The following is a 20,931-nucleotide window of genomic DNA, read 5'->3' as shown; positions in this document are numbered from 1 at the left end:
ATCCATTGGCATCAACGGCTGGCGAGTGGTGGGGCTCCAGCGAAAACTTTATTTTTCGTTTTGCGAATTGCCGATTGTTTGCATCTTCGATGACGATAAATCAACATCCATGACAATTGTCAAAATCAGAAAAGAATTGAGCGAGCGGCAATAGAAACGAGGCCGTTTGAATTACAAATTACGCGCTGCACGGAATCCTCCGTCGCAGTCAGCTCTGACCGCACGAACCTGCCCGGCCTCGGGTTTTCGATAACTCAAGTGGCTTGATTTAGTCGGTCGACTGCTCGATAGTCCCCCTCGTCCGAATGCCTTTCCGCTCGTTGGCGGATCGTCATCCGGTTCCATAGCAAGCACGGCAGGCGCTGTGCGCCCGCCCCCCTGAAGGAGACAACCTCATGTTCATCAGCCCGCGCTTCGTTCCCGCCCTGGCCGTCCTGGCCCTTGCCGCATCGGCCACGTCCACGGCCCTGGCCGCCGACCCGCCCGTCATCGGCCTGGTCACCAAGACCGAGACCAACCCCTTCTTCGTGAAGATGAAAGAGGGCGCGCAGGAGGAGGCCAAGAAGCTCGGCGCCAAGCTGCTGTCGGGGGCAGGAAAGGCCGACGGCGACAACGCGGGCCAGATCACCGCGATGGAAAACATGATCGCCGCCGGCGCCAAGACCATCCTCATCACGCCCAGCGACGCCAAGGCCATCGTGCCGGCGATCAAGAAGGCGCGCGACAAGGGCATCATGGTGATCGCACTCGACAGCCCGGCCGATCCGCCGGACGCCACCGACGCGCTCTTCGCCACCAACAACTACACGGCTGGCGTGCTCATCGGCGAATACGCCAAGGCCGCGATGGCCGGCAAGACGCCCAAGATCGTCGCGCTCGACCTGCTGCCGGGCCATCCGGTGGGTGCGCAGCGCCACAACGGCTTCATGAAGGGCTTCGGCCTGCCGGCCAACGACGCCAAGTCGAACGAGCTGTCCAAGTCGCCCGAGATCGTCTGCATGGCCGACAGCTTCGGCGACCAGGCCAAGGCGCAGACCGTGATGGAGAACTGCCTGCAGAAGGCGCCCGACGTGAACCTGGTCTACACCATCAACGAGCCCGCCGCGGCCGGTGCCTACAACGCGCTCAAGCGCGCGGGCAAGGAGAAGGGCGTGATGATCGTCTCGGTCGACGGCGGCTGCCAGGGCATCAAGGACACGGCCGCCGGCATCATCGCCGCGACCTCGCAGCAGTACCCGCTGAAGATGGCCGCCATGGGCGTGGCCGCAGGCGTCGAATTCGCCAAGACCGGCAAGAAGGCCTCGGGCTACGTCGACACCGGCGTGACGCTCATCGCCGGCAAGAGCGTGGCCGGCGTCGACAGCAAGGACACCAAGACCGGCACCGAGCTGTGCTGGGGCAAGAAGTAAACGGCCCCGGTCTATAGGGAGGCACACCGATGGCGAAATCTCCGACGCACCACATCCCGTGGGGCGCCCTCGGGCCGTGGCTGGCCCTGCTCGGCGCCTGCATCTTCTTCGCGACGCAGTCCGAGCGTTTTCTCACGGGCGGCAACCTGTCGCTGATCCTGCAGCAGGTGATGGTGGTGGGCGTGATCGCCATCGGCCAGACGCTGATCATCCTCACGGCCGGCATCGACCTGTCGTGCGGCATGGTGATGGCGCTGGGCGGGATCATCATGACGAAGTTCGCCACCGAGCTCGGCATGCCGGTGCCGGTGGCCATCCTGTGCGGCATCGGTGTGACGACGCTGTTCGGCCTGCTCAATGGCCTCTTGGTCACGCGCATCAAGCTGCCGCCGTTCATCGTGACGCTGGGCACGCTGAACATCGCGTTCGCGATCACGCAGCTGTATTCGTCCTCGCAGACCATCACCGACCTGCCCGCCGGCCTCACGGGCCTGGGCACCACCTTCACCATCGGCAGCGCCGAGGTGGCGTGGGGCTCGGTGCTCATGCTCGCGCTCTATGCGCTCGCGTGGTTCGTGCTGCGCGAGACGGCGGCCGGCCGGCATGTCTATGCGATCGGCAACAACGCCGAGGCCACGCGGCTGGTGGGCATTCCCACGCAGCGCGTGCTGCTCGCGGTGTACGTGGCGGCGGGCGTGTTCTACGGCATCGCCTCGCTGCTGTCGGTGGCGCGCACCGGCGTGGGCGACCCGAACGCGGGCCAGACCGAGAACCTCGACGCCATCACGGCCGTGGTGCTCGGCGGCACCAGCCTCTTCGGCGGGCGCGGCATCGTGCTGGGTTCGCTCATCGGCGTGCTGATCGTGGGCGTGTTCCGCAACGGGCTCACGCTGATGGGCGTGTCGTCGATCTACCAGGTGCTGGTGACGGGCGTGCTCGTGATCCTGGCGGTGGCGGCCGACCAACTCTCGCGCAAGGGAGCCCGCTGATGAACACCGTGGCCAACCCCAAGATCGTGATGCAGGCCAAGGGCCTGGTGAAGCGCTACGGCCAGGTCACCGCGCTCGACGGTGTCGACTTCGAGCTGCGCGAGGGCGAAATCCTCGCGGTGATCGGCGACAACGGCGCGGGCAAGTCGTCGCTCATCAAGGCGCTGTCGGGCGCCATCGTGCCCGACGAAGGCCAGATCCTGCTCGACGGCGCGCCGGTGCATTTCCGCAACCCGCTCGATGCGCGCCGCGCCGGCATCGAGACGGTCTACCAGGACCTCGCCGTCGCACCCGCGATGACCATCTACGAGAACCTCTTTCTCGGCCGCGAACTGCGCCGCCCCGGCTTCCTGGGCAACGTGCTGCGCATGCTCGACAAGAAGAAGATGCTGCTCGAAAGCACGGCGCGCATGGCCGACCTGAAGGTCGGCATCCAGTCGATGACGCAGGCGGTCGAAACGCTCTCGGGCGGCCAGCGCCAGTGCGTGGCCGTGGCGCGCAGCGCGGCCTTCGCGCGGCACGTGGTCATCATGGACGAGCCCACCGCCGCGCTCGGCGTGAAGGAGGGCAACATGGTGCTCGAGCTGATCCGCCGCGTGCGCGAGCGCGGCCTGCCCGTGGTGCTCATCAGCCACAACATGCCGCATGTGTTCGAGGTGGCCGACCGCATCCACGTGGCCCGCCTGGGCAAGCGCGCGGCCGTGCTCAACCCGAAGAAGATCAGCATGAGCGACACCGTGGCCGTGATGACCGGTGCCATGACCGCCGACCAGTTGCCTGCGGAGGCGCATGCTTGATACCGATGCCCTCGAGCGCCCGTCGGCCCTGCTGCGTCCGCGCGGCTCCAACCAGGTGGGCATGCGCCAGTTCAACGAGCGCGTGGTGCTGCAGGCGCTGCGCGTGCACACCAGCCTGCCCAAGGCCGACCTGGCGCGGCTCACGGGCCTGAGCGCGCAGACCATCGGCCTCATCACCGCGCGGCTCGAGGACGACGGCCTCATCGTCAAGCAAAGCCGCGTGCGCGGGCGCATCGGCCAGCCCTCGGTGCCGCTGGCGCTCAACCCCGACGGCGCCTTTGCCATCGGCGTTAAGCTCGGGCGGCGCGGGGCCGAGTGGCTGCTGATCGACTTCGCGGCGCGGGTGCGCGAGCACCACGCGATCCGCTATGAATTTCCGGACGCCGGGGCGCTGCTGCCCGTGATCGCCGAGCACATCCACCGCCTGCGCGACGGGCTCGGGCCGCTGGCCGCGCGCAACGTGGGCGCGGGGCTGGCGGCACCGTTCCAGCTCGGCGGCTGGCACCGCACGCTGGGGCTGTCGAAGGCGCAGTCGGACGAGTGGAACCAGATGGACCTGCTGGCCGAGGTGCGCGCGCGCACCGACGTGCCCGTGGGCTTCGCGCGCGACACCGTGGCGGCCTGCGTGGCCGAGCTGGTGACGGGGCGCGGGCACGACCTCAAGAGCTTTCTGTACATCTTCGTCGACACCTTCGTGGGCGGCGGGCTGGTCATCAACTCGCACCTGCACACCGGCGCGCACGGCAACGCGGGCGCGCTCGCGTCGATCCCGATGCGCACCGAGAAGCCCTCCGAAGGCCTGTCGACCCAGGTGGTGGCCGAGGCGTCGCTGTGGGAGCTGGAGCAGCGCCTGCGCGCCGAAGGCCTCGACGCCACGGCCGCCTACGACGACCGCGCGCTCGAAGCGCCGTTCGCCGCGGCCACGCAGGCCTGGCTCGGCAGCGCGTCACGCGCGCTGGCGCATGCCATCGTCAGCAGCACCGCGGTGCTCGACCTGGCCGACGTGGTGATGGACGGCTCGATGTCGCGCGCGCTGCTCGACGCGCTGCTGGTGCAGACCCGCGCGGCGCTCGCGCAATGCAACTGGGAAGGCCTGTGGGCGCCGCAGCTGCATGGGGGCCGGGCGGGGGCGCAGGCCTGCGCGCTCGGCGGCGCGATGCTGCCGCTGCACGCCAACTTTGCGCCGGACCACGACGTGTTCTTGAAGGCGGGGTAAGCCGCTCAAGAGCTCAGGGACTCGCCGAGGCGTGCAGGTCGCGCGGCAATCGCAGCGTGCTCGCGCGTGCGCCTGCGGGGCACGGCCCGTCGGAGTAGGCCGCATCGCCCTCGGGCATGACGCACTTGTGCACTTCGACGACGGCAGGCACGGACTTGGCTGCGGGGGCGATCACCGGGGGCTCGAAGTGCGTGTTCGTCAGCGTGGCAGGTTCCTTGGATGCGCGGGTCACCGCATCCGGCAACTTTTCGCGGGCAGTCGATCTGTCGGGCTCGGCCTCGACCGGAACGACTGCCGTGGTCAAGAGCGCAGCACGCGCTGCGCTCTCGTGCACCAGGTCTTTCAAGGTCACATAGAAGAGCGACATCGCCACCAGCGCCACGCCCAGGCACGGGGCCCAGTACCGCCGGGGGTCGCCTGCGGACGGGCGGACCCGCGGGGTCAACGCCGCGGCCATGCCAGGCCTCCGTTCTGCAACACGCCGGCCAGCTTCGCGATGCCGCCGGTGCCGCTCGCCGCCCGGCCGATCAGCGCGCCGCCGGCGGCGCCCGCGACGACTCGCATCAGGAACGACCGGCTGCGGCCCGCGGCCAGCAACAGCAGCACGCCGGCGCCGAGCACGACGAGGTGTTCGCCGGGGTAGTCGGCGCGCGCCGCATCCACCTGCTTGATCTTGTCGATCGTCTGTTTCAGGTCCATGGCTGAAGCTCCTTGTCGTGTTCAGCCGTTCTTACCGGTGGGCGCCGGGCTCCGCTGTAGGCCGGCGCCATGCGCGGTGACGGAATCCGCCGCGAAAACGCCGTGGAGAAAGCCGCGTCGCACGGGAGGCAGGGCGCTCTCGATAATGCAACCCGCTTGTAGAGAACCCCACAGAAGCAGAGAAATAGAGAACCGCGAAATGAGTGCTGCAGATTTTCTTTTCGCCCCCGAGGTGCAAAAGCTCTTGATGGTCGCCTACGCGGCGCCCCAACAACCCTTGTCTTCCAGCGAGCTGGCCTATCGCTCGAAGCTCGACACGGCCGACGTGGAACGCACCTTGGCGCATCTCGTCAGCAGCGGCATCCTGAAGAAGCAAAAGCCGAAGGCCGAGGAGGCCGAGACCTTCTCGATCGACCGCGCGTTCATCTTCCACGACGAACTGCGCAACATCGCGCTCAAGTCGTTCGCCGCGGCCGAGCCGGTTCGCGCGATGCTGCGCGGCAAGTTCAAGGCCTCGGTCGTGCGCGCCTTCGTGCTCGCAGAGGACGAAGACGGCACCCTGGAGCTGCTCGTCGTGCACGGCCAGTCGATGCCCGACGAAGCCACCCTGGCGGCCGCCTGCCGGAAGCTCTCGAAGAACATCCACCGCCACCTGAAGGTGCACGTCATCTCGAACGCGAAGTTCAACGGCCTTACGCCGCGCGATGCACTCATGCCGAAACCTGCGGCGCTCGAGATCATCAAGCTCGGGGATACGAAGGCGCCGCTGCCCGTCGAGAAGGTCGGCCTCTTGCAGAGCGCGAGGAAGAAGTTGGCGACGCTGTCGCGTTCGTCGGCGTGATCGCCTGGCTTTTGTCCTGTGAGGCCAGCGGCCGTTGCAGGCCGCGACGGACCCCGACGTGTTCCTGAAGGCGGCCTGAGCCGGGGGAGGAGGGCGCGCTGGGGGACAATCGAAGCAACCCCCTCGACATCACAGCATCCCACGATCATGTCCCGCCTCGACGACCCCCGCCACGACGCCGAAGTCGGCTCCCGCGACAGCACCCTCGACACCACCCGCATCGACGACGTGCGCATCGGCGCCGTGCGTCCCCTCATGACCCCCGCGCTGCTGCAGGAGCGCGTGCCCGTGCGCGACAACACGCTCGCGCTGGTCGAAGGCAGCCGCGCGGCCATCGCCGACGTGCTGCACGGCCGCGACGACCGGCTGGTCGTCGTGGTTGGCCCGTGCTCCATCCACGACCACGACCAGGCCATCGAGTACGCGCAGCGCCTGAAGAAGGTGGCCGATTCACTGCAGGACGACCTGCTCATCGTGATGCGCGCCTACTTCGAGAAGCCGCGCACCACCGTCGGCTGGAAGGGCTACATCAACGACCCGCACCTGGACGGCAGCTTCGCCATCAACGAAGGCCTGGAGCGCGCGCGGCGCCTGCTGCTGGAGCTGACCACGCTGGGCCTGCCGACCGGCACCGAGTTCCTCGACCTCTTGAGCCCGCAGTTCATTGCCGACCTGATCGCCTGGGGCGCCATCGGCGCGCGCACCACCGAGAGCCAGAGCCACCGTCAGCTGGCCTCGGGCCTGAGCTGCCCGGTCGGTTTCAAGAACGGCACCGACGGCAGCGTGAAGGTGGCGGCCGACGCCATCCTCGCGGCGCGCGCGCCGCATGCCTTCATGGGCATGACGAAGATGGGCATGGCCGCGATCTTCGAGACGCGCGGCAACGACGACTGCCACGTGATCCTGCGCGGCGGCAAGGCGCCCAACTATTCGGCGGCGGATGTCGCTTCGAGCTGCGAGGCGCTGCTGGCCAACGGCCTGCGCCCGCAGGTGATGATCGACGTCTCGCACGGCAACAGCAGCAAGCAGCACCAGCGCCAGATCGTGGTGGCCGAAGACGTGGCCGCGCAGATCGCGGGCGGCGAGCGGCGCATCACCGGGATCATGATCGAGAGCCACCTCGAGGAAGGCCGGCAGGACCTGAAGCCCGGTGTGCCGCTGAAGCACGGCGTGTCGATCACCGATGCCTGCATCGGTTTCGCGCAGACGGTGCCGGTGCTCGAAGGGCTGGCGTCGGCGGTGAAGGCGCGGCGGCGGTTGGCCAAGGCCTGAGGCTGACGAGGGGGCAGGGCGACTCCCTGCCGCCTGCGCCCGGGCGGGTCCGGGCAACGCTTTGAGCCGGCCCGCATCGACTTCCTGAGGCTGCCCAGCCTCGGGCGCCACCAAGCCCTGCGCTTGTTGCGACCACTTCCCCACCCACCACCGACCGCACCAAGGCCTCCACTTCGCGGAGGCAGGGGCGCTTTGACTGTGGTGGAAATGTAAACAATGCAAACAGTTTTCCAATTGTTACGAGAACTAGATCACGAAACTTGAGCCGAGGCGCCGTGAATCCGAGGGCAAACGGGCCGGTTGTGGGGCATCCTTGCGCCACTTTGTAGTCAAAACGTATGCAAAATGATTACAAAATACCGACCTGTCAGGTCTTATTGATTACATTTGGAGTGCTTTCATGCTCAAGCTCGCAGTCGCCGCGGCGGCCACCGCCACCCTCGTTTTCGCATCCGGTTCGGCCCTGGCTGACACCGCCGGTGCCAGCTTCCAGGTCAAGATGACCATCGTGCGCAGCTGCGCGGTGACGGCCGGCAACGCCTCCGACATCAGCCTGGGCACCACCGTGCAGCCCACCGCCACCAACCAGACGGGCAACAACACCATCTCGGTCACCTGCTCCAAGACCACGCCGTACACCGTCGGCCTGCTGCCTTCGTCCACGAACGGCGGCACCACCGATGGCACGGGTGCCATGTCGTCCGTCGCCAACGCGGCCACCAACACCGACAAGGTGCCCTACGCGCTGTACTCCAACTCGGCCAACACCGCCGTGTGGGGCAACACCACCGGTACCGGCGCCAATGTGGTCGGCGGCACGGGCACCGGCGCGGCGATCACGCACACGGTCTACGCCAAGAACACCAACGCCAACTTCACGCCGGACAGCTACGCCGACACCGTCACGGTGACGGTCACGTACTGAGCCCGTACCCGTACTGAATCGTGAGACGTGCACTTGCCATCCTTGGACTGTGGGGCGCATGCCTGCTTGGCGGCGGTGCGGTCCAGGCGGCCGGCCTGCAGGTCTCGCCCGTCACCCTGACGCTGGCGCCGACCCGGCAGGGCGATGGGCTCTGGCTGAGCAACACGGGGACGGCGCCGCTGGATGCGCAGATCCGCGTGTTCCGCTGGACGCAGGTCGACGGGCAGGACCGCATGGAGCCGGCGGACGGACTGGTCGTCAGCCCGCCCATGCTGCAGCTGCCCACCGACGGGCGGCAGCTGGTGCGCGTGATCCGCAACGGCCCGCCGCCCGCGGGTCCGGCGGAAGAGGCCTACCGCGTGCTGGTGGATGAGCTGCCCGTGCCCCAGGCGGCGGGTGCGGCGGCGGACGGCAAGAAGAGCAACCTGAACTTCGTGATGCGGCACTCGCTGCCCATCTTCGTGTCCCCGGCGGGCGCGGAGCCGGCCCCCGCGCAGTTGCGCTGGAGCCTGCGGCGCGAAGACGGCAAGGCCGTGCTGGAAGTCAGCAACAGCGGCGGGGTGCATGCCCAGCTGGCGGACCTCGTGTTCACCGGCGCGGACGGCCGCGCCGTCGCCGCCTACACCGGCTTGCTGGGCTACGTGCTGCCCGGCGCCACCATGCGCTGGCCGCTGAAGACGTCGCCCGCCGCCCTGGCCGGCGCAGGTCGCTGGCAGGTCATGATCGATGGCAGAACGACGGACGCCAACCTCGCGCCGCTGGCGCGCTGAGCGGGCCGGGTTCGCTGCGAGGGCCTTGCTGGCTCCGTTTGCGCTGGCCCTGACTGCGCTCCCCGCCCACGCAGCGCCCGCCGCGCAGTCTGTGCCGGGGGCCATGACGCTGTACCTGGAGGTCAGCCTCAACGGCATGGCGCGCGGGCTGCACCCGTTTCGCCTGCAGGCCGGGGCCTTGTCGGCCTCCCGCGCGGTGATGCGCGAACTGAGTTTCTCCCTGCCCGACAACGGCGCCGAATGGCTGCCCCTGCGCGACCTGCCCGGGCTGGTGGCCGACTACGACGCCGCGCGCCAGCAACTGAGCCTGACCGCGCCGCTGGCGATGCTGCAGCTGCCCACGGCCACCGTGGGGCAGGCGGCAGTCACCGCGCAGCCCCTGAGCACCTCCACCGGCCTGCTGCTGAACTACGACCTCTACGGCACCCAGGGCAGGGGCGGTAGCAGCAGCCTGAGCGCCTTCGGCGAGCTGCGCGCCTTCCGCGGCGCCAGCGTGCTCAGCACCACCTGGCTGATGCAGCGCACGCACGACACCCAGGGCTGGAAGGACCAGTCCGTGCGCATGGACAGCACCTGGAGCATGGCCTTCCCCGACAGGATGCTCACCCTGCGCGTGGGCGATACGCTCACCGGCGCCGTGCCCTGGTCGCGCGCCACGCGCATCGGCGGCATCCAGCTGTCGCGCGACTTCGGCCTGCAGCCTTACCGGCAGACCGCGCCGCTGCCCAGCTTCATCGGCTCGGCCACGATGCCTTCGGACGTGGAACTGTTCATCGACGGCATCCGCCAGTACAGCGGCCAGGTGCCGGCGGGGCCCTTCCAGCTCAACGCGCTGCCGCGCATCAACAGCACCGGCACGGCGCAGGTGGTGGTGACCGACGCGCTGGGCCGCGCCGCCACGCTGAGCTTCTCGCTCTTCGACAGCAGCCGCCTGCTGGCGCCCGGGCTGAGCGACTGGACGGTGGACCTGGGCGTGGTGCGCCGCAACTACGGCCTGCGCTCCTTCGACTACGGCAAGCAGCCGGTGCTGACCGGCACCTGGCGCCGGGGCCTCAGCGACAGCTTCACGATCGAAGCGCATGGAGAAGTGACGCGCGGCCTGGCGCTGGCCGGCGCCGGAGGCGTGTGGCAACTGGGCGCGGCGGGCACGCTGTCGGCGGCGCTCGCAGGCAGCCGGCACGACGCCGACACCCCGGGCGGCAGCCGCAGCGGCACGCAGACCAGCCTGGGCTACCTGTGGCGGCAGGAGCGCCTGTCGGTGGGCTTGAACGGCACCCGCACCCAGGGCGACTACCGCGACGTGGCCACGGCCTACGGCTCGGCACCGGCCAAGGGCAGCGCCAGCGCGAGCGTGGGCTACGACATGGGCGGCCTGGGCAACGTCAGCGTCAGCTACCTCTACCTGCGCCCGGTCGGGCAGAACGCGTCGCGCTACGCCAGCGTGAACTGGTTCCGTTCGATCGGGCGCACGACCTCGGTCTCGGTGGGCATGAACCAGAACCTGGACAAGCGCAGCGACCGCGGCATCTTCGTCGGCCTGAGCTGGTCGTGGGACGCACAGACCAGCGTGAGCGCCGGCGTGCAGCGCAGCGGCGACCAGGGCACCGTGGGCACCGTCAGCGCGCAGCACTCCCCCCTCGGCGACGGCGGCTGGGGCTGGCGCGCCACCGCGCGCACGGGCGGCGGCACGAGCGGCGGGCAGGCCGAAATCAACTACCTGGGTCCCTACGGCCGCGTGCAGGCCGGCGTGAGCGAGATGGGCGGCGGCCGGGCCAGCCGCTACGCCTACGCCGGTGCCAGCGGTGCGCTGGTGCTGATGGGCGGCGGGGTGCTGGCCGCGCGGCGCATCGACGACGCCTTTGCGGTGGTGGACACCGACGGCGTGGCCGGCGTGCCCGTGAAGCTCGAGAATCGACCGGTGGGGCAGACCAACTCGCGCGGGCTGCTGCTGGTCGTGCCGGTGAACGCCTACCAGAACAACAAGCTGGCGATCGACCCGATGGACCTGCCCGCCGACGTGCGCATCGAGCGTGCCGAGAGCCTCATCACCCCGGCCGGCCGGTCAGGCGCACGAGCGCATTTCGGCATCACGCCCGTGCGGGCCGCCCACGTGGCACTGACGGACGCGCAGGGCCAGCCCTTGCCGCTGGGCAGCCGCGTGCAGGTGAACGGGCAGGAGGGTGGGGGCGCGGTGGTGGGCTACGACGGCTGGGTGTACCTGGACACGCTCGATGTGCGCAACACGCTCGCCGTGCGCACGCCCGACGGTGCGGTGTGCCGGGCGCAGTTCGACTGGCGGCGTCCCGAGGGTGGTGGTTTGCAGAAAGAGCGGTTGACATGTGGACGTTGAGATTCGTGAAACTGGCGCTGGCACTCTCGTGCCTGCTGGGCATGGGCGCGGCGCATGCCGACCCGAGCTGCTGGGTCGCCAGCCAGCCCAGCTTCGCCTTCGGCACCGTGACGGCGTCGGCGGCGGTGGACACCACCGCCACGGTCGGCTTCGCGTGCCAGAACGACACCGGCCAGACCATGTACTTGAGCTACTGCGTGTACGTCTCCCAGGGCAACGAGATCGCCGGCTACGCCCCGCGCTACATGACCAACTGGAACGGTTCGCAGATGGCCTACAACATCTATGCCGACGCGGCCCGCAGCGGCATCGTCGGCCCGCCGCCGGGCGGTGGCACCTACGCCAGCGCGGGTGGAACCTTCGTGCTGCCGGCCAGCGGCGGCAACGTCGCGTTGAACATCCCGCTGTACGGCCGCGTGCCGTCCGGGCAATCGCTGGCGGCAGGCAGCTACCAGGCCAACATCTACAACTCCGAGGTCGTCTGGGGCATGAAGAGCGGCAACGCGCCCGACAGCTGCACCGCGAGTTCGGCGAAGTACGTCGGCAGGACGAACTTCTACACGCAGGTCACGGCCCTCTATTCCAACGCCTGCACCGTCAGCGTGGCGGCCACCGACCTGGACTTCGGCAGTGCCAGCTCGCTGAGCGCCGCGGTCAACGGCACGGCCGCCATCACGATGGCCTGCCCGCCCAGCACCGCCTGGAAGGTGGGACTGAGCAATGGCGTGAACGTGGCGGGAACACAGCGGCGCATGGCGGGCGGCACCGGTGACTACATCCAGTACGAGCTGTACCGCGATGCCGCGCGTTCGCTGCGCTGGGGCAACACCGTCGGCACGGACACGGTCGACGGCAGTGGCAATCCCGGCAGCAGCATTCCGGTCTATGGGCGGGTGCCGGCCCAGACCAATGTGACGCCGGGCAGCTACAGCGACACGATCACCGTCACCGTGACCTACTGAATAATCGCCATCGCTTCGGGCCCGGGCCGCGCATCAGATCGGCGCGTAAGTCCCCGTGCCGTCCGGCCAGGCCGTCAGCACCTCGTACCCGTCGGCCGTGACCGCGACCATGTGCTCCCACTGCGCGGACAGCGAGCGGTCCTTGGTCACGACGGTCCAGCCGTCGGCCAGCTGCTTCGTTTCGGCGCGGCCCGCGTTGAGCATCGGCTCGATGGTGAAGACCATGCCCGGCTCGAGCACCAGGCCCGCCCCGCGCCGCCCGAAGTGCAGCACCTGCGGTTCGTCGTGGTAGATGCGGCCGATGCCGTGCCCGCAGTATTCGCGCACCACGCTGAAGTGCTCGCGCTGCGCGACCGACTGGATCGCGTGGCCCACGTCTCCCAGCGTCGCGCCGGGCTTCACCTGGCGGATGCCGGCGCACAGGGCTTCGTAGGTCGTCTCCACCAGCCGGCGCGCGAGCACGCTGGGCTCGCCGACGAAGAACATGCGGCTGGTGTCGCCGAACCAGCCGTCCTTGTTGACGGCGACGTCGATGTTGACGATGTCGCCCGCCTTCAGGATCTTGTCGGCCGAGGGAATGCCGTGGCACACCACCTGGTTCACCGAGGTGAGGATGGTTTTCGGATAGCCCAGGTAGCCCACGTTGGCGGGAATGGCGCCTTGCACCTTCACGATGTGTGCGTGGCAGAGGCGATCGAGCGCTTCGGTGCTCACGCCGGGCACGACGTGGGGCTCGATCATCGCCAGGACCTCGGCGGCCAGCTGTGCGGCGCGCCGCGCCATCACCAGCTCTTCGGCGGACTTGAGTGGAACGTCGTGTGCCATCAGTGCTGCTTGCCGTTCGCGGGGGCGCGGGGCTTGCCCGGTGGCGCCGCAGTGACTGTCGCGGCAATGTCCAGCCCGCCTGAAAGCTCGGCCTGGATCAGCAGCTGGCAGACCTCCCGGTAATCGAGGTCGGGATGCATCTCGGTCAGCATGCCGACCCGCATCCAGTGCTCTGCCTGCGCATTGATCGACCGGCTGAGGGCGTTGCCCGCCACGCGCAGGTTCTCGTGCATCAGGTCTGAAATCTTGACGATGCCCATGGGCCACCTCTGTATGAAACGTATATGAATTGTATGCGTTTCATATGGTCGGGTGTTGGGGGCCGGTCTACGCGCTCTTGTCCCGCGCGATCAGCAGGTTGCGCGCTTCCGTCAGCAGCGGCTTCACGGTCTCGAAGGTCGCGGCGCTCGGGTTGATCACGCTCACCCAATACATCTTGGCGTACACCGGGTGCGGCATCAGCCGGTCGAGCGCGGCGTGGTCGATGTCGGCCGGTGGCTGCTCGCCGAATAGCGCGCGAAAGGTCTCCTTGCCCACGCCGACATTCAAGCGGAACACGCCGGGCCGGTTCAGTTTCGAGGCGCTGTCGAACTCGTTGTCCTTCGTCACGATCGTGGCGAAGGGGAACTTGTTGTCCGCGCCGTGGAAGAAGAAGGTGTTGTCGTCGGCCACTTCGAAATGGCCGCCGCCGAGCGTGTCGATGAGCTGTTGGGTGATGTCGTCTTCGGTCATGAATTGCGGATGTGTTCAGGGCTTCCAGCGCCGCAGGCCGAGCTCGTCGGCGAGCGCCTGGTAGGCCTTGATGCGCGCCTGCACGTAGTTGTCGAGCGCGGCGCCGGTGAGCGCGAAAGGATAAAGGCCGTGCCGTTCGCGCAGCGCCGCGTAGCCCGGCGCGGCCGTGGCCTCGGCGAAGGCGGCGGTCCAGGCGCGCACGGCGGCGTCGGGCACGTTGGCGCTCAGGTAGACGCCACGCACGGTCGGCCAGACGATGTCCGCGCCTTGCTCGCGCGCGGTGGGCACGCCCGTGAGCGCGCCGCCCAGTCGCGCTTCGGACAGCACCGCGAGCAGGCGCAGCGGCGCGCCGCCGGCGATGGCCTGCAGCGCCTCGGCGGCGTCGCCCGGGAACGCGTCGACATGCTTGCCCTGCAGCGCGCCCAGCGCATCGCCGCCGCCTTCGAAGGACACGAAGCGCATCGCCTTCGGCGCGCCGCCGGCCGCGCGCACCAGCAGCGCGGCCTTCACCCAGTCCTGGCTGCCGACCGTGCCGCCCGCGCCGAAGACCACGCGCGACGGGTCCTGGCGCAGCGCGGCGATCAGGTCCTGCAAACGTCGATAGGGCGAGTCGCGGTGCACGGCGACCACGCCGTAGTCGGTGCCGAGCGTGGCGATCCAGCGCACGGCCGAGGGCGGGTGCGGCCCGAAGCGGCCCTGCGCGAGGTTGAGCAGCGAGCCGCTCGAGAACGCGACCAGCGTGCCCGGCCCGCCGAGCTGGCCGCTCGCGATGCGGTCGAAGGCCACTGCGCCGATGCCGCCCGGCAGGTAGCGTTGTGCGAGCGGCGCGCGCGCGGGGCGCACGGCCTGCAGCGCATCGCGCGCCAGGGCGCAGGTCAGTGCGAAGCCGCCGCCGGCCTTGGCGGGAATCACGCATTCCGCCGGGCCTTCGGACGCATCGCCCGCGGCCGCCGTCGCGTGCAGCGCGACAGGCGCGAGCCACGCGGACAGCGCGCGCAGCGCATGGCGACGGGTGAAGGCGAGAGGGCGTGGCATCGAAGGGACGGAGGGCGGCGGTTCACCCCGCGGGACGGGGCCACCAGATGATGGCATGCAGGCCCGGCCCCGCGCCGCGCGCTTCGAGCCGCAAATCGCCACGGTGCCGCTGGGCGATGGAACGCACGATCGCCAGGCCGAGTCCGAAGCCGCCCTGGTCCGCGCGCGTGCCGCGCCGGAAGCGCTGGCCCAAGGTGGCGCGCTCGTCCTCGCTCAGGCCGGGGCCGTCGTCCTCCACGTTGAGGCTCCAGCCCGCGGCGTCGCCGGCCGCGAAGAGCGTGATGGTGCCGGCCGCCGGCGTGTAGGCGATGGCGTTGGCCACGAGGTTGCTCAGCGCTTCGCGCAGCAGGCCCCGGTCGCCCACCGCGTGCAGGTCGGGCGAGGGCGCGTGGATGCCCAGGTCGATGCGCTTGGCGCGCGCCAGCGGCAGCAGGTCGACCGCCACCTCGCGCAGCAGCTCGGCGGTGTCGAATTCGGCCGGCGCCACGGCCACGGTGTCGCTGCGGCCCAGCGCCAGCAGTTGCTGCGCGCTGCGCGTGGCGCGGCCGATCTCGGCACCGAGCGCGTCGAGCGCGGCGCGCACCTGCGCCGGGTCGTCCTGGCGGCGCGCGTAGTCGGCCTGCATCTGCAGCGTGGTCAGGTGCGTGCGCAGCTGGTGCGAGGCGTCGTCCAGAAACTGCCGTTGTTGTGCGACCAGTTCCTGCGTGCGCGCCATCTGCTGGTTCACGGCGGCGACCAGCGGGCGCACCTCGGCGGGCAGGTCGGTCTCGGCGATGCGCGTGAGGTCGTCGGGCGTGCGTGCCTGCACCTCGCGCGCCAGCCGCGAGAGCGGGCGCAGCGCCGCCGCCAGCGCCAGCGCGGTGCCGCACAGCAGCATCGCGAGGATCAGCCCGTCGCGCAGCGCGGCGCTGCGCACGAAGCGGCTCGTGAATTCCTGGCGCGAGCGCGTGCTCTCGCCGACCTGGATCAGCACGCTGCGCCCGGTGCTGCCGGCCGGCGCGCGGTCCAGGTCGCGCCGGTAGGCCGCGAGCCGCACGGCCTCGCCGAAGTAGGTGGCGTCGTAGAAGGCCGGCACGCCCATCGCCGGCTCGACCGGCGGCGCGGGCAGGTCGGCGCTGCCCAGCTCCACCAGCCCGTCGGAGGTCGCGACGCGAAAGAACACCTGCCCGCTGGCCGTGAGCTCGAAGAACTCGAACATCGTGTACGGCAGCTCGACCGACAGCCCGCCCGAGGCCGTGGAGATGTTCGCGTCGATCGACTTGAGTGCGCCCAGCAGCGAGCGGTCGTACGCGGCGTTGGCGGCGGCCAGCGCGTCGTGCCGCGTCATCCACAGCTCGATGCCCGTCACCAGCAGCAGGGCGGGAAACAGCAGCAGCGCGAGCCGCTGCCACAGGCTGGTGCGGCGCAGTCGGTCGGTGAAGCGGCGCAGCGCGCTCACTCAGTCGGCTTCCAGCACGTAGCCCAGGCCGCGCAGCGTGACGATGCGCACGCCGCTGCCGTCGAGCCGCTTGCGCAGCCGGTACACCAGCACCTCGATCGCTTCGAGGTGCACCTCGTCGTCGTCGGAGAACACGCGGTCGAGGATCTGCTGCTTCGACAGCGGCTCGCCGCTGCGCTGCACCAGCGCGCGCAGCACCGCCTGTTCGCGCGGCGACAGGGCGAGTGCCTCGCCGCCCAGCGTGAACTGCCGGCGCGCGCCGTCGTACACCAGCGGCCCGCAGGCCAGGCGCGGATGCTCCACGCCGCGCGCGCGGCGCACCAGCGCGTGCAGCCGCGCTTCGAGCTCGGCCAGCGCGAAGGGCTTGGCGAGGAAGTCGTCGGCACCCGCGTTGAGGGAGGCGACGCGTTCGTCCAGCGAATCGCGCGCCGTGAGGATCAGCGCCGGCAGCCGCTGGTCGCGTTCGCGCAGCCGCTGCAGCACCGTGTGGCCGTCCATGCCGGGCAGGCCCAGGTCGAGCACCAGCGCGTCGTGGTCGCGCTGCTGCAGCGCCCGGTCGGCCAGCCGGCCGTCGTCCACCCATTCGACCTGGATGCCCGCATGCTCCAGCGCCTTGCAGAGCCAGGTGCCCAGGGTGTGTTCGTCTTCGGCCAAGAGGATGCGCATGGGCTGGATGCTAGTGGTGCCCCGTCTTTTCGCGAAACACCGCGGAACCGGCTTTGCCGGGCCGCTGGTGTTGCCCCCGGCGAGGGGGTTGGCGTAGCGACACGAAGTGCGCGAAGCCTGGGGGAGTGCCAATCAATCAGGCTTGATGTTTGCCCGGGCGATGACCTTTTGCCAGCGGTTCTGTTCGGCGGTGATGAACTGCGCGAACTGCTCCGGCGTGCCGCCCACGGCCTCGGCCGCATCGGCGGTGAGCCGCTGCATCGAGTCGGGCGACTTCACGGCCTTCATCGTTTCGGCCGACAGCTTGGCCATCTGCGCGGGCGTGATGCTGGCCGGCGCGAGCATGCCGTACCACTGCGTCATCTCGAAGCCGGGGAAGCCTTGCTCGGCCACGGTCGGCACGTCTGGCAGCTGCGCCAGGCGCTTGGCCGAGCCGGTCGCGATGCAGCGCACCTTGCCGGCCTTGATGAACGGAATGATCGCCGCCGCGCCGATGGCCGAGGCGTCGAGCCGGCCCGAGAGCAGGTCGGTCACCATCGGGCCGGTGCCGCGGTAGGGCACGTGCAGCATGAAGACTTCGGCCGTCATCTTCAGGTACTCGAAGGCCAGGTGGCCGGCGCTGCCGTTGCCGGCCGAGCCGTAGCTGAGCTTGCCGGGCTTGCTCTTGGCATAGGCGATGAATTCCTTGAGGTTCTTCGCCGGCACGTCGGGGTGCACCACGTACAGGCTGGGCACCTTGGCCAGCAGGCTCACGGGCTTGAAGTCCTTGTTCGCGTCGTAGGGCAGCTTGGCGAAGATGTAGGGGTTCACGGCCAGCGTGCCGATGTGGCCGAGGATCAGCGTGTGCTGGTCGGTGGCGCGCGCGACTTCGCTCATGGCGATGTTGCCGGCCGCGCCGGGCTTGTTGTCCACGAACACGCTCTGGCCCAGCGTGCGCGACAGTTCGGCGGCGGTGGAGCGCGCCACGATCTCCGAGCTGCCGCCCGGCGCGAAGGGCACGACGAAGCGGATCGATTTGCTGGGCCAGGCATCTTGCGCCGAAGCCATCGAAGGCAGCAGGCCGCCGAGGGTGAGGGCGCCGCCGGCTTGCAGCCAGTGGCGGCGGCTCAGGGGAACGTCGGTGGGGAAGCGGTCGGACATGGCTTGTCTCCAGTGTTTTTTGGATGGAAGCCCGCATCCTGCCGGGCGGATGCTGTCGGAATGCTGTCAGTGCCTCAGATCAGGTTGCGCATCGCCTGCGCCGTCTCGCGCAGCACCGGCAGCACGCGGGCCACCGCGTCTTCCGAACTCTCGTGCCCCATCGGCATCGTGATGTTGAGCGCGCCCACCAGCGTGCCGTGGCGGTCGCGCAGCGGCACGGCGATGCCGCGCGAGTTCAGGTCGAGCTGCTGCTCCGACAGCGCCCAGCCCTGGGCGCGGATGCGCGCCAGTTCGAGCTTCATGCGCTCCATGCTCGCGATGGTGTGCGAGGTGAACACCGTGAGCTGGCGCGTGGCCAGCCAGTCGTTCAGCTCGGCGTCGCTGCGCAGCGCCAGCATCAGCATGCCCGAGGCCGTGACCTGCGCCGGCACGCGCGCGCCGAGCACGTATCCGGTGCTCATGCTGCGGTTGGGGCCGTTGCGCGCGATGTAGACCACCTCGTCGCCGTCCATCACGCTGAGGTAGGCGATCTCGTTGGTGCCCGCCGCCACACGCTGCAGAAAAGGTTGCACCACGCGCGGCAGCCGAGCCGATTCGAGGTACGACTGTCCCAGGCGCAGCACGCGCGGCGTGAGCCAGAACAGCTTGCCGTCGCTCGCCACGTAGCCCATGTGCTGCAGCGTGAGCAGGTAGCGCCGCGCGGCGGTGCGGGTCATGTTCGTGCGCTGGCCGGCCTGGCTGGCGGTGAGGCGCGGGTTGGCGTCGTCGAAGGCTTCGATGATGCTCACGCCGCGCTCCAGCCCGGCGATCCAGTCGCGCTTGTCCAGGCCGGCGGGCGGCGTCGAGTCGTCGGGGCTGGTGGGGGTCATGGGCGGAAGTGTGCCCGCGTCCGGCACGGCGACGGGGCTCGAATGGCTAAGTAAAAACCCTCAATTTGATCGATTGACGAACTGCAAAGATCGATCATCGAACGTTTAGTTGCTCATGAGCCAGCACATCGCTCGTGAAGGGACTATAAAGCCCGCTGTTCCGCCCCGAAACGAGCGATTGACGAACGGAAGCACGCCCATGAGCCCATTCATCACCGGCAGCACCCAGGCCTACCTCATCCCCGGCGACCCGGTCCGCAACGTGCGGCTGCCGCGCATGTTCAACGCGGCCTTCGCGCGCTATGGCATCGACGCGGTGCTGGTGCCCATGCAGGTGCCGGTGCGCGATTTCGCGGTGTTCATGAAGTCGGCCTTCCTGGCGCGCAACGTGCGCGGCATGGTGATCGCGCCGCCGCACAAGCCGCGCGTGGTCGACCTGCTCGACGGCTGCGGCCTGTTCGGCCGCGTGGCCGGCTCGGTCAACGTGGTGCGCCGCACCGAGGGCGATCAGCTCGAGGGCGACCTGTTCGACGGCGAGGGCTTGATCGGCGCGCTCGACCGCTGCAACGTGCCGTTCCGCGGCAAGCGCGTGCTGATCCTCGGCGCGGGCGTGAGCGCCGCCGCCATTGGCGTGGCGCTGGCCGAAGGCGGCACGGTGAACGGCGCCGAGCACATCGCCTTCTTCGACACCGCCTCCGGCAAGGCCGCGGGCGTGGCCGCCAAGCTCGACGCTTTTTTCGACGCGACCGTGGTTGCCGTGGACAGCAACGCGCCCGAGGGCTACGACCTCGTCATCAACGCCACGCCGCTGGGCCTGGCCGAAGACGACGTGCTGCCGCTGGACGTGGCACGCATGGAACCGCACGCGGCGCTGTTCGACATCCTGCTGCGCAACCAGCCCACGCCGCTGGTGCGCGCGGCGCGGGCGCGGGGGCTCAACGCGCAGGCCGGCTTCGAGATGCTGGTGCAGCAGATGCCGCACTACTTCCGCTACTTCGGCCACATCGACGCGGCCGATGCGATGCAGGCCGACGCCGACTTTTTGCGCGAGCTCATCTATCCGCCGGCGATGCACGCCGAGATCGCAATGCCCCTGCGCTACCAATCCCCGAGCGTGGCCTGACCCCGTACCTTCCTGAACAAGACGACTCCCATGATCTCCGGCAAGACCACGCTCATCGCCCACATCGGCTACCCCACCGAAGCCTTCAAGGCGCCGATGATCTACAACCCCTGGTTCGACAAGCAGGGCATCGACGCGGTCGTCGTGCCCATGGGCGTGAAGCCCGAGGACTACGCGGTGTCGCTCGCGCAGATCTTCAAGTTCTCGAACCTGCGCGGCGCGTTGGTCACGATGCCGCACAAGGTCACGACGATGTCGCTGGTCGACGAAGTCACGCCCACCGCGCGCGTCGCGGGCGCCTGCAACGCGGTGCTCAAGCGGCCCGACGGCAGCCTGCTGGGCGACCAGTTCGACGGCGCGGGCTTCGTGCGCGGCGTGGAGCGCAAGGGGCGCCTGTTCAAGGGCACGCGAGTGCTGGTGTCGGGCACGGGCGGCGTCGGGTCGGCCATTGCGGCGTCGATCGCGGCGGCCGGTGCGGCCGAGCTGATGCTGTTCGACATGAGCGATGCCTCGGCACAGGCGCTGGCCGCGCGGTTGCGCGAACACTATCCGCAGATGAAGGTCGCCACCGGCTCGAAGGACCCGGCCGGCTTCGACATCGTCGTCAACGCCACGCCGCTGGGCATGAAGGACAGCGACCCGCTGCCCTTCGACGTGGACCGCATCGCGCCCGAGACCTTCGTCGGCGAGGTCGTCATGAAGACCGAATACACGCCGCTGCTGCAGGCCGCAAAGGCCAAGGGCTGCCAGGTGCAGGTCGGCACCGACATGCTGTTCGAGATGATCCCGGCCTACCTCGAGTTCTTCGGCTTCGGCACCGCCTCACCTGAAGAGCTGCGCGCCGTCGCGCAATTGAAATACTGAAAACACCGG

General features: G+C 69.4%; 22 protein-coding genes. 12 read left to right on the top strand and 10 right to left on the bottom strand.

Annotation, left to right across the window (positions count from 1 at the left end; genetic code table 11):
* Window positions 1-395: 395 nt before the first annotated feature.
* The 4 genes from FFI97_RS10765 to FFI97_RS10750 are packed head-to-tail and all read left to right on the top strand — an operon-like array spanning window position 396 to window position 4,411.
* The gene (locus FFI97_RS10765; RefSeq protein ID WP_070059427.1) at window positions 396-1,409 is read left to right on the top strand and encodes a sugar ABC transporter substrate-binding protein; all 1,014 of its coding nucleotides are present in this window, start codon (window positions 396-398) and stop codon (window positions 1,407-1,409) included.
* 29 nt (window positions 1,410-1,438) lie between these two features.
* On the top strand, window positions 1,439-2,398 hold the full coding sequence (locus FFI97_RS10760) for an ABC transporter permease (RefSeq protein ID WP_062475719.1): 960 nt from the start codon (window positions 1,439-1,441) through the stop codon (window positions 2,396-2,398).
* Complete coding sequence (locus tag FFI97_RS10755) at window positions 2,398-3,195, top strand: ATP-binding cassette domain-containing protein (protein WP_070059425.1); 798 nt, start codon at window positions 2,398-2,400, stop codon at window positions 3,193-3,195. Before FFI97_RS10760 ends, FFI97_RS10755 begins: the two co-directional genes overlap by 1 nt.
* Window positions 3,188-4,411: an ROK family transcriptional regulator gene (locus FFI97_RS10750; RefSeq protein ID WP_095947396.1), complete on the top strand. Its 1,224-nt coding sequence runs from the start codon at window positions 3,188-3,190 to the stop codon at window positions 4,409-4,411. The genes FFI97_RS10755 and FFI97_RS10750 overlap by 8 nt, the downstream gene beginning before the upstream one ends.
* 13 nt (window positions 4,412-4,424) lie before the next feature.
* Here FFI97_RS10750 and FFI97_RS10745 read toward each other — a convergent pair whose 3' ends face one another.
* Entirely contained in the window at window positions 4,425-4,856 is a 432-nt protein-coding gene (locus FFI97_RS10745) for a hypothetical protein (protein WP_144004425.1), read from the bottom strand.
* Window positions 4,853-5,110, bottom strand: coding sequence for a hypothetical protein (locus tag FFI97_RS10740; RefSeq protein ID WP_062475704.1), 258 nt, complete (start codon window positions 5,108-5,110; stop codon window positions 4,853-4,855). Before FFI97_RS10740 ends, FFI97_RS10745 begins: the two co-directional genes overlap by 4 nt.
* Window positions 5,111-5,309: 199 nt before the next feature.
* Here FFI97_RS10740 and FFI97_RS10735 point away from each other — a divergent pair, with 199 nt between their 5' ends.
* The 6 genes from FFI97_RS10735 (at window position 5,310) to FFI97_RS10710 (ending at window position 12,230) form a co-directional block, all read left to right on the top strand.
* Window positions 5,310-5,951 (top strand): hypothetical protein, encoded by a 642-nt coding sequence (locus FFI97_RS10735; RefSeq protein ID WP_139703839.1) that lies wholly within the window; start codon window positions 5,310-5,312, stop codon window positions 5,949-5,951.
* 147 nt (window positions 5,952-6,098) lie between these two features.
* Entirely contained in the window at window positions 6,099-7,223 is a 1,125-nt protein-coding gene (locus FFI97_RS10730) for a 3-deoxy-7-phosphoheptulonate synthase (protein WP_139703841.1), read from the top strand.
* Window positions 7,224-7,623: 400 nt separating this feature from the next.
* Entirely contained in the window at window positions 7,624-8,148 is a 525-nt protein-coding gene (locus tag FFI97_RS10725; protein ID WP_139703843.1) for a spore coat U domain-containing protein, read from the top strand.
* A gap of 20 nt (window positions 8,149-8,168) precedes the next feature.
* The gene (locus FFI97_RS10720; protein ID WP_157755020.1) at window positions 8,169-8,918 is read left to right on the top strand and encodes a molecular chaperone; all 750 of its coding nucleotides are present in this window, start codon (window positions 8,169-8,171) and stop codon (window positions 8,916-8,918) included.
* A 103-nt stretch (window positions 8,919-9,021) separates the two neighbouring features.
* Entirely contained in the window at window positions 9,022-11,268 is a 2,247-nt protein-coding gene (locus FFI97_RS10715) for a fimbria/pilus outer membrane usher protein (RefSeq protein WP_221937669.1), read from the top strand.
* Window positions 11,256-12,230 (top strand): spore coat protein U domain-containing protein, encoded by a 975-nt coding sequence (locus FFI97_RS10710; protein WP_139703849.1) that lies wholly within the window; start codon window positions 11,256-11,258, stop codon window positions 12,228-12,230. Before FFI97_RS10715 ends, FFI97_RS10710 begins: the two co-directional genes overlap by 13 nt.
* Window positions 12,231-12,263: 33 nt before the next feature.
* On the opposite strand, the gene map is transcribed toward FFI97_RS10710, so the two are convergent.
* From map to FFI97_RS10665, 8 genes are all read right to left on the bottom strand, one after another.
* Entirely contained in the window at window positions 12,264-13,055 is a 792-nt protein-coding gene (gene map, locus FFI97_RS10705) for a type I methionyl aminopeptidase (protein WP_139703851.1), read from the bottom strand.
* Window positions 13,055-13,315 (bottom strand): ParD-like family protein, encoded by a 261-nt coding sequence (locus FFI97_RS10700; protein WP_062482851.1) that lies wholly within the window; start codon window positions 13,313-13,315, stop codon window positions 13,055-13,057. Before FFI97_RS10700 ends, map begins: the two co-directional genes overlap by 1 nt.
* Before the next feature lie 67 nt (window positions 13,316-13,382).
* On the bottom strand, window positions 13,383-13,787 hold the full coding sequence (locus FFI97_RS10695; protein WP_139703853.1) for a DUF6194 family protein: 405 nt from the start codon (window positions 13,785-13,787) through the stop codon (window positions 13,383-13,385).
* A gap of 15 nt (window positions 13,788-13,802) precedes the next feature.
* Window positions 13,803-14,822, bottom strand: coding sequence for a Bug family tripartite tricarboxylate transporter substrate binding protein (locus FFI97_RS10690; protein WP_139703855.1), 1,020 nt, complete (start codon window positions 14,820-14,822; stop codon window positions 13,803-13,805).
* 22 nt (window positions 14,823-14,844) lie between these two features.
* Window positions 14,845-16,260 (bottom strand): sensor histidine kinase, encoded by a 1,416-nt coding sequence (locus tag FFI97_RS10685; protein ID WP_260684957.1) that lies wholly within the window; start codon window positions 16,258-16,260, stop codon window positions 14,845-14,847.
* Window positions 16,261-16,926, bottom strand: coding sequence for a response regulator (locus FFI97_RS10680; protein WP_062482520.1), 666 nt, complete (start codon window positions 16,924-16,926; stop codon window positions 16,261-16,263).
* 132 nt (window positions 16,927-17,058) lie between these two features.
* The gene (locus tag FFI97_RS10670) at window positions 17,059-18,066 is read right to left on the bottom strand and encodes a Bug family tripartite tricarboxylate transporter substrate binding protein (protein ID WP_095947408.1); all 1,008 of its coding nucleotides are present in this window, start codon (window positions 18,064-18,066) and stop codon (window positions 17,059-17,061) included.
* Window positions 18,067-18,140: 74 nt separating this feature from the next.
* Window positions 18,141-18,935, bottom strand: coding sequence for an IclR family transcriptional regulator C-terminal domain-containing protein (locus tag FFI97_RS10665; RefSeq protein WP_139703857.1), 795 nt, complete (start codon window positions 18,933-18,935; stop codon window positions 18,141-18,143).
* Window positions 18,936-19,134: 199 nt separating this feature from the next.
* Between FFI97_RS10665 and FFI97_RS10660 the strand changes: the two genes are divergently transcribed.
* Entirely contained in the window at window positions 19,135-20,058 is a 924-nt protein-coding gene (locus FFI97_RS10660; RefSeq protein ID WP_139703858.1) for a shikimate dehydrogenase family protein, read from the top strand.
* 30 nt (window positions 20,059-20,088) lie between these two features.
* Window positions 20,089-20,922: a shikimate dehydrogenase family protein gene (locus FFI97_RS10655; RefSeq protein WP_139703860.1), complete on the top strand. Its 834-nt coding sequence runs from the start codon at window positions 20,089-20,091 to the stop codon at window positions 20,920-20,922.
* Window positions 20,923-20,931: the final 9 nt, after the last annotated feature.

Origin of the sequence: Variovorax sp. KBS0712 (genome assembly GCF_006323185.2) — a bacterium.
GTDB classification, from domain to species: Bacteria; Pseudomonadota; Gammaproteobacteria; order Burkholderiales; family Burkholderiaceae_C; genus Variovorax; species Variovorax boronicumulans.
This window is presented reverse-complemented; position numbering and strand designations above follow the sequence as displayed.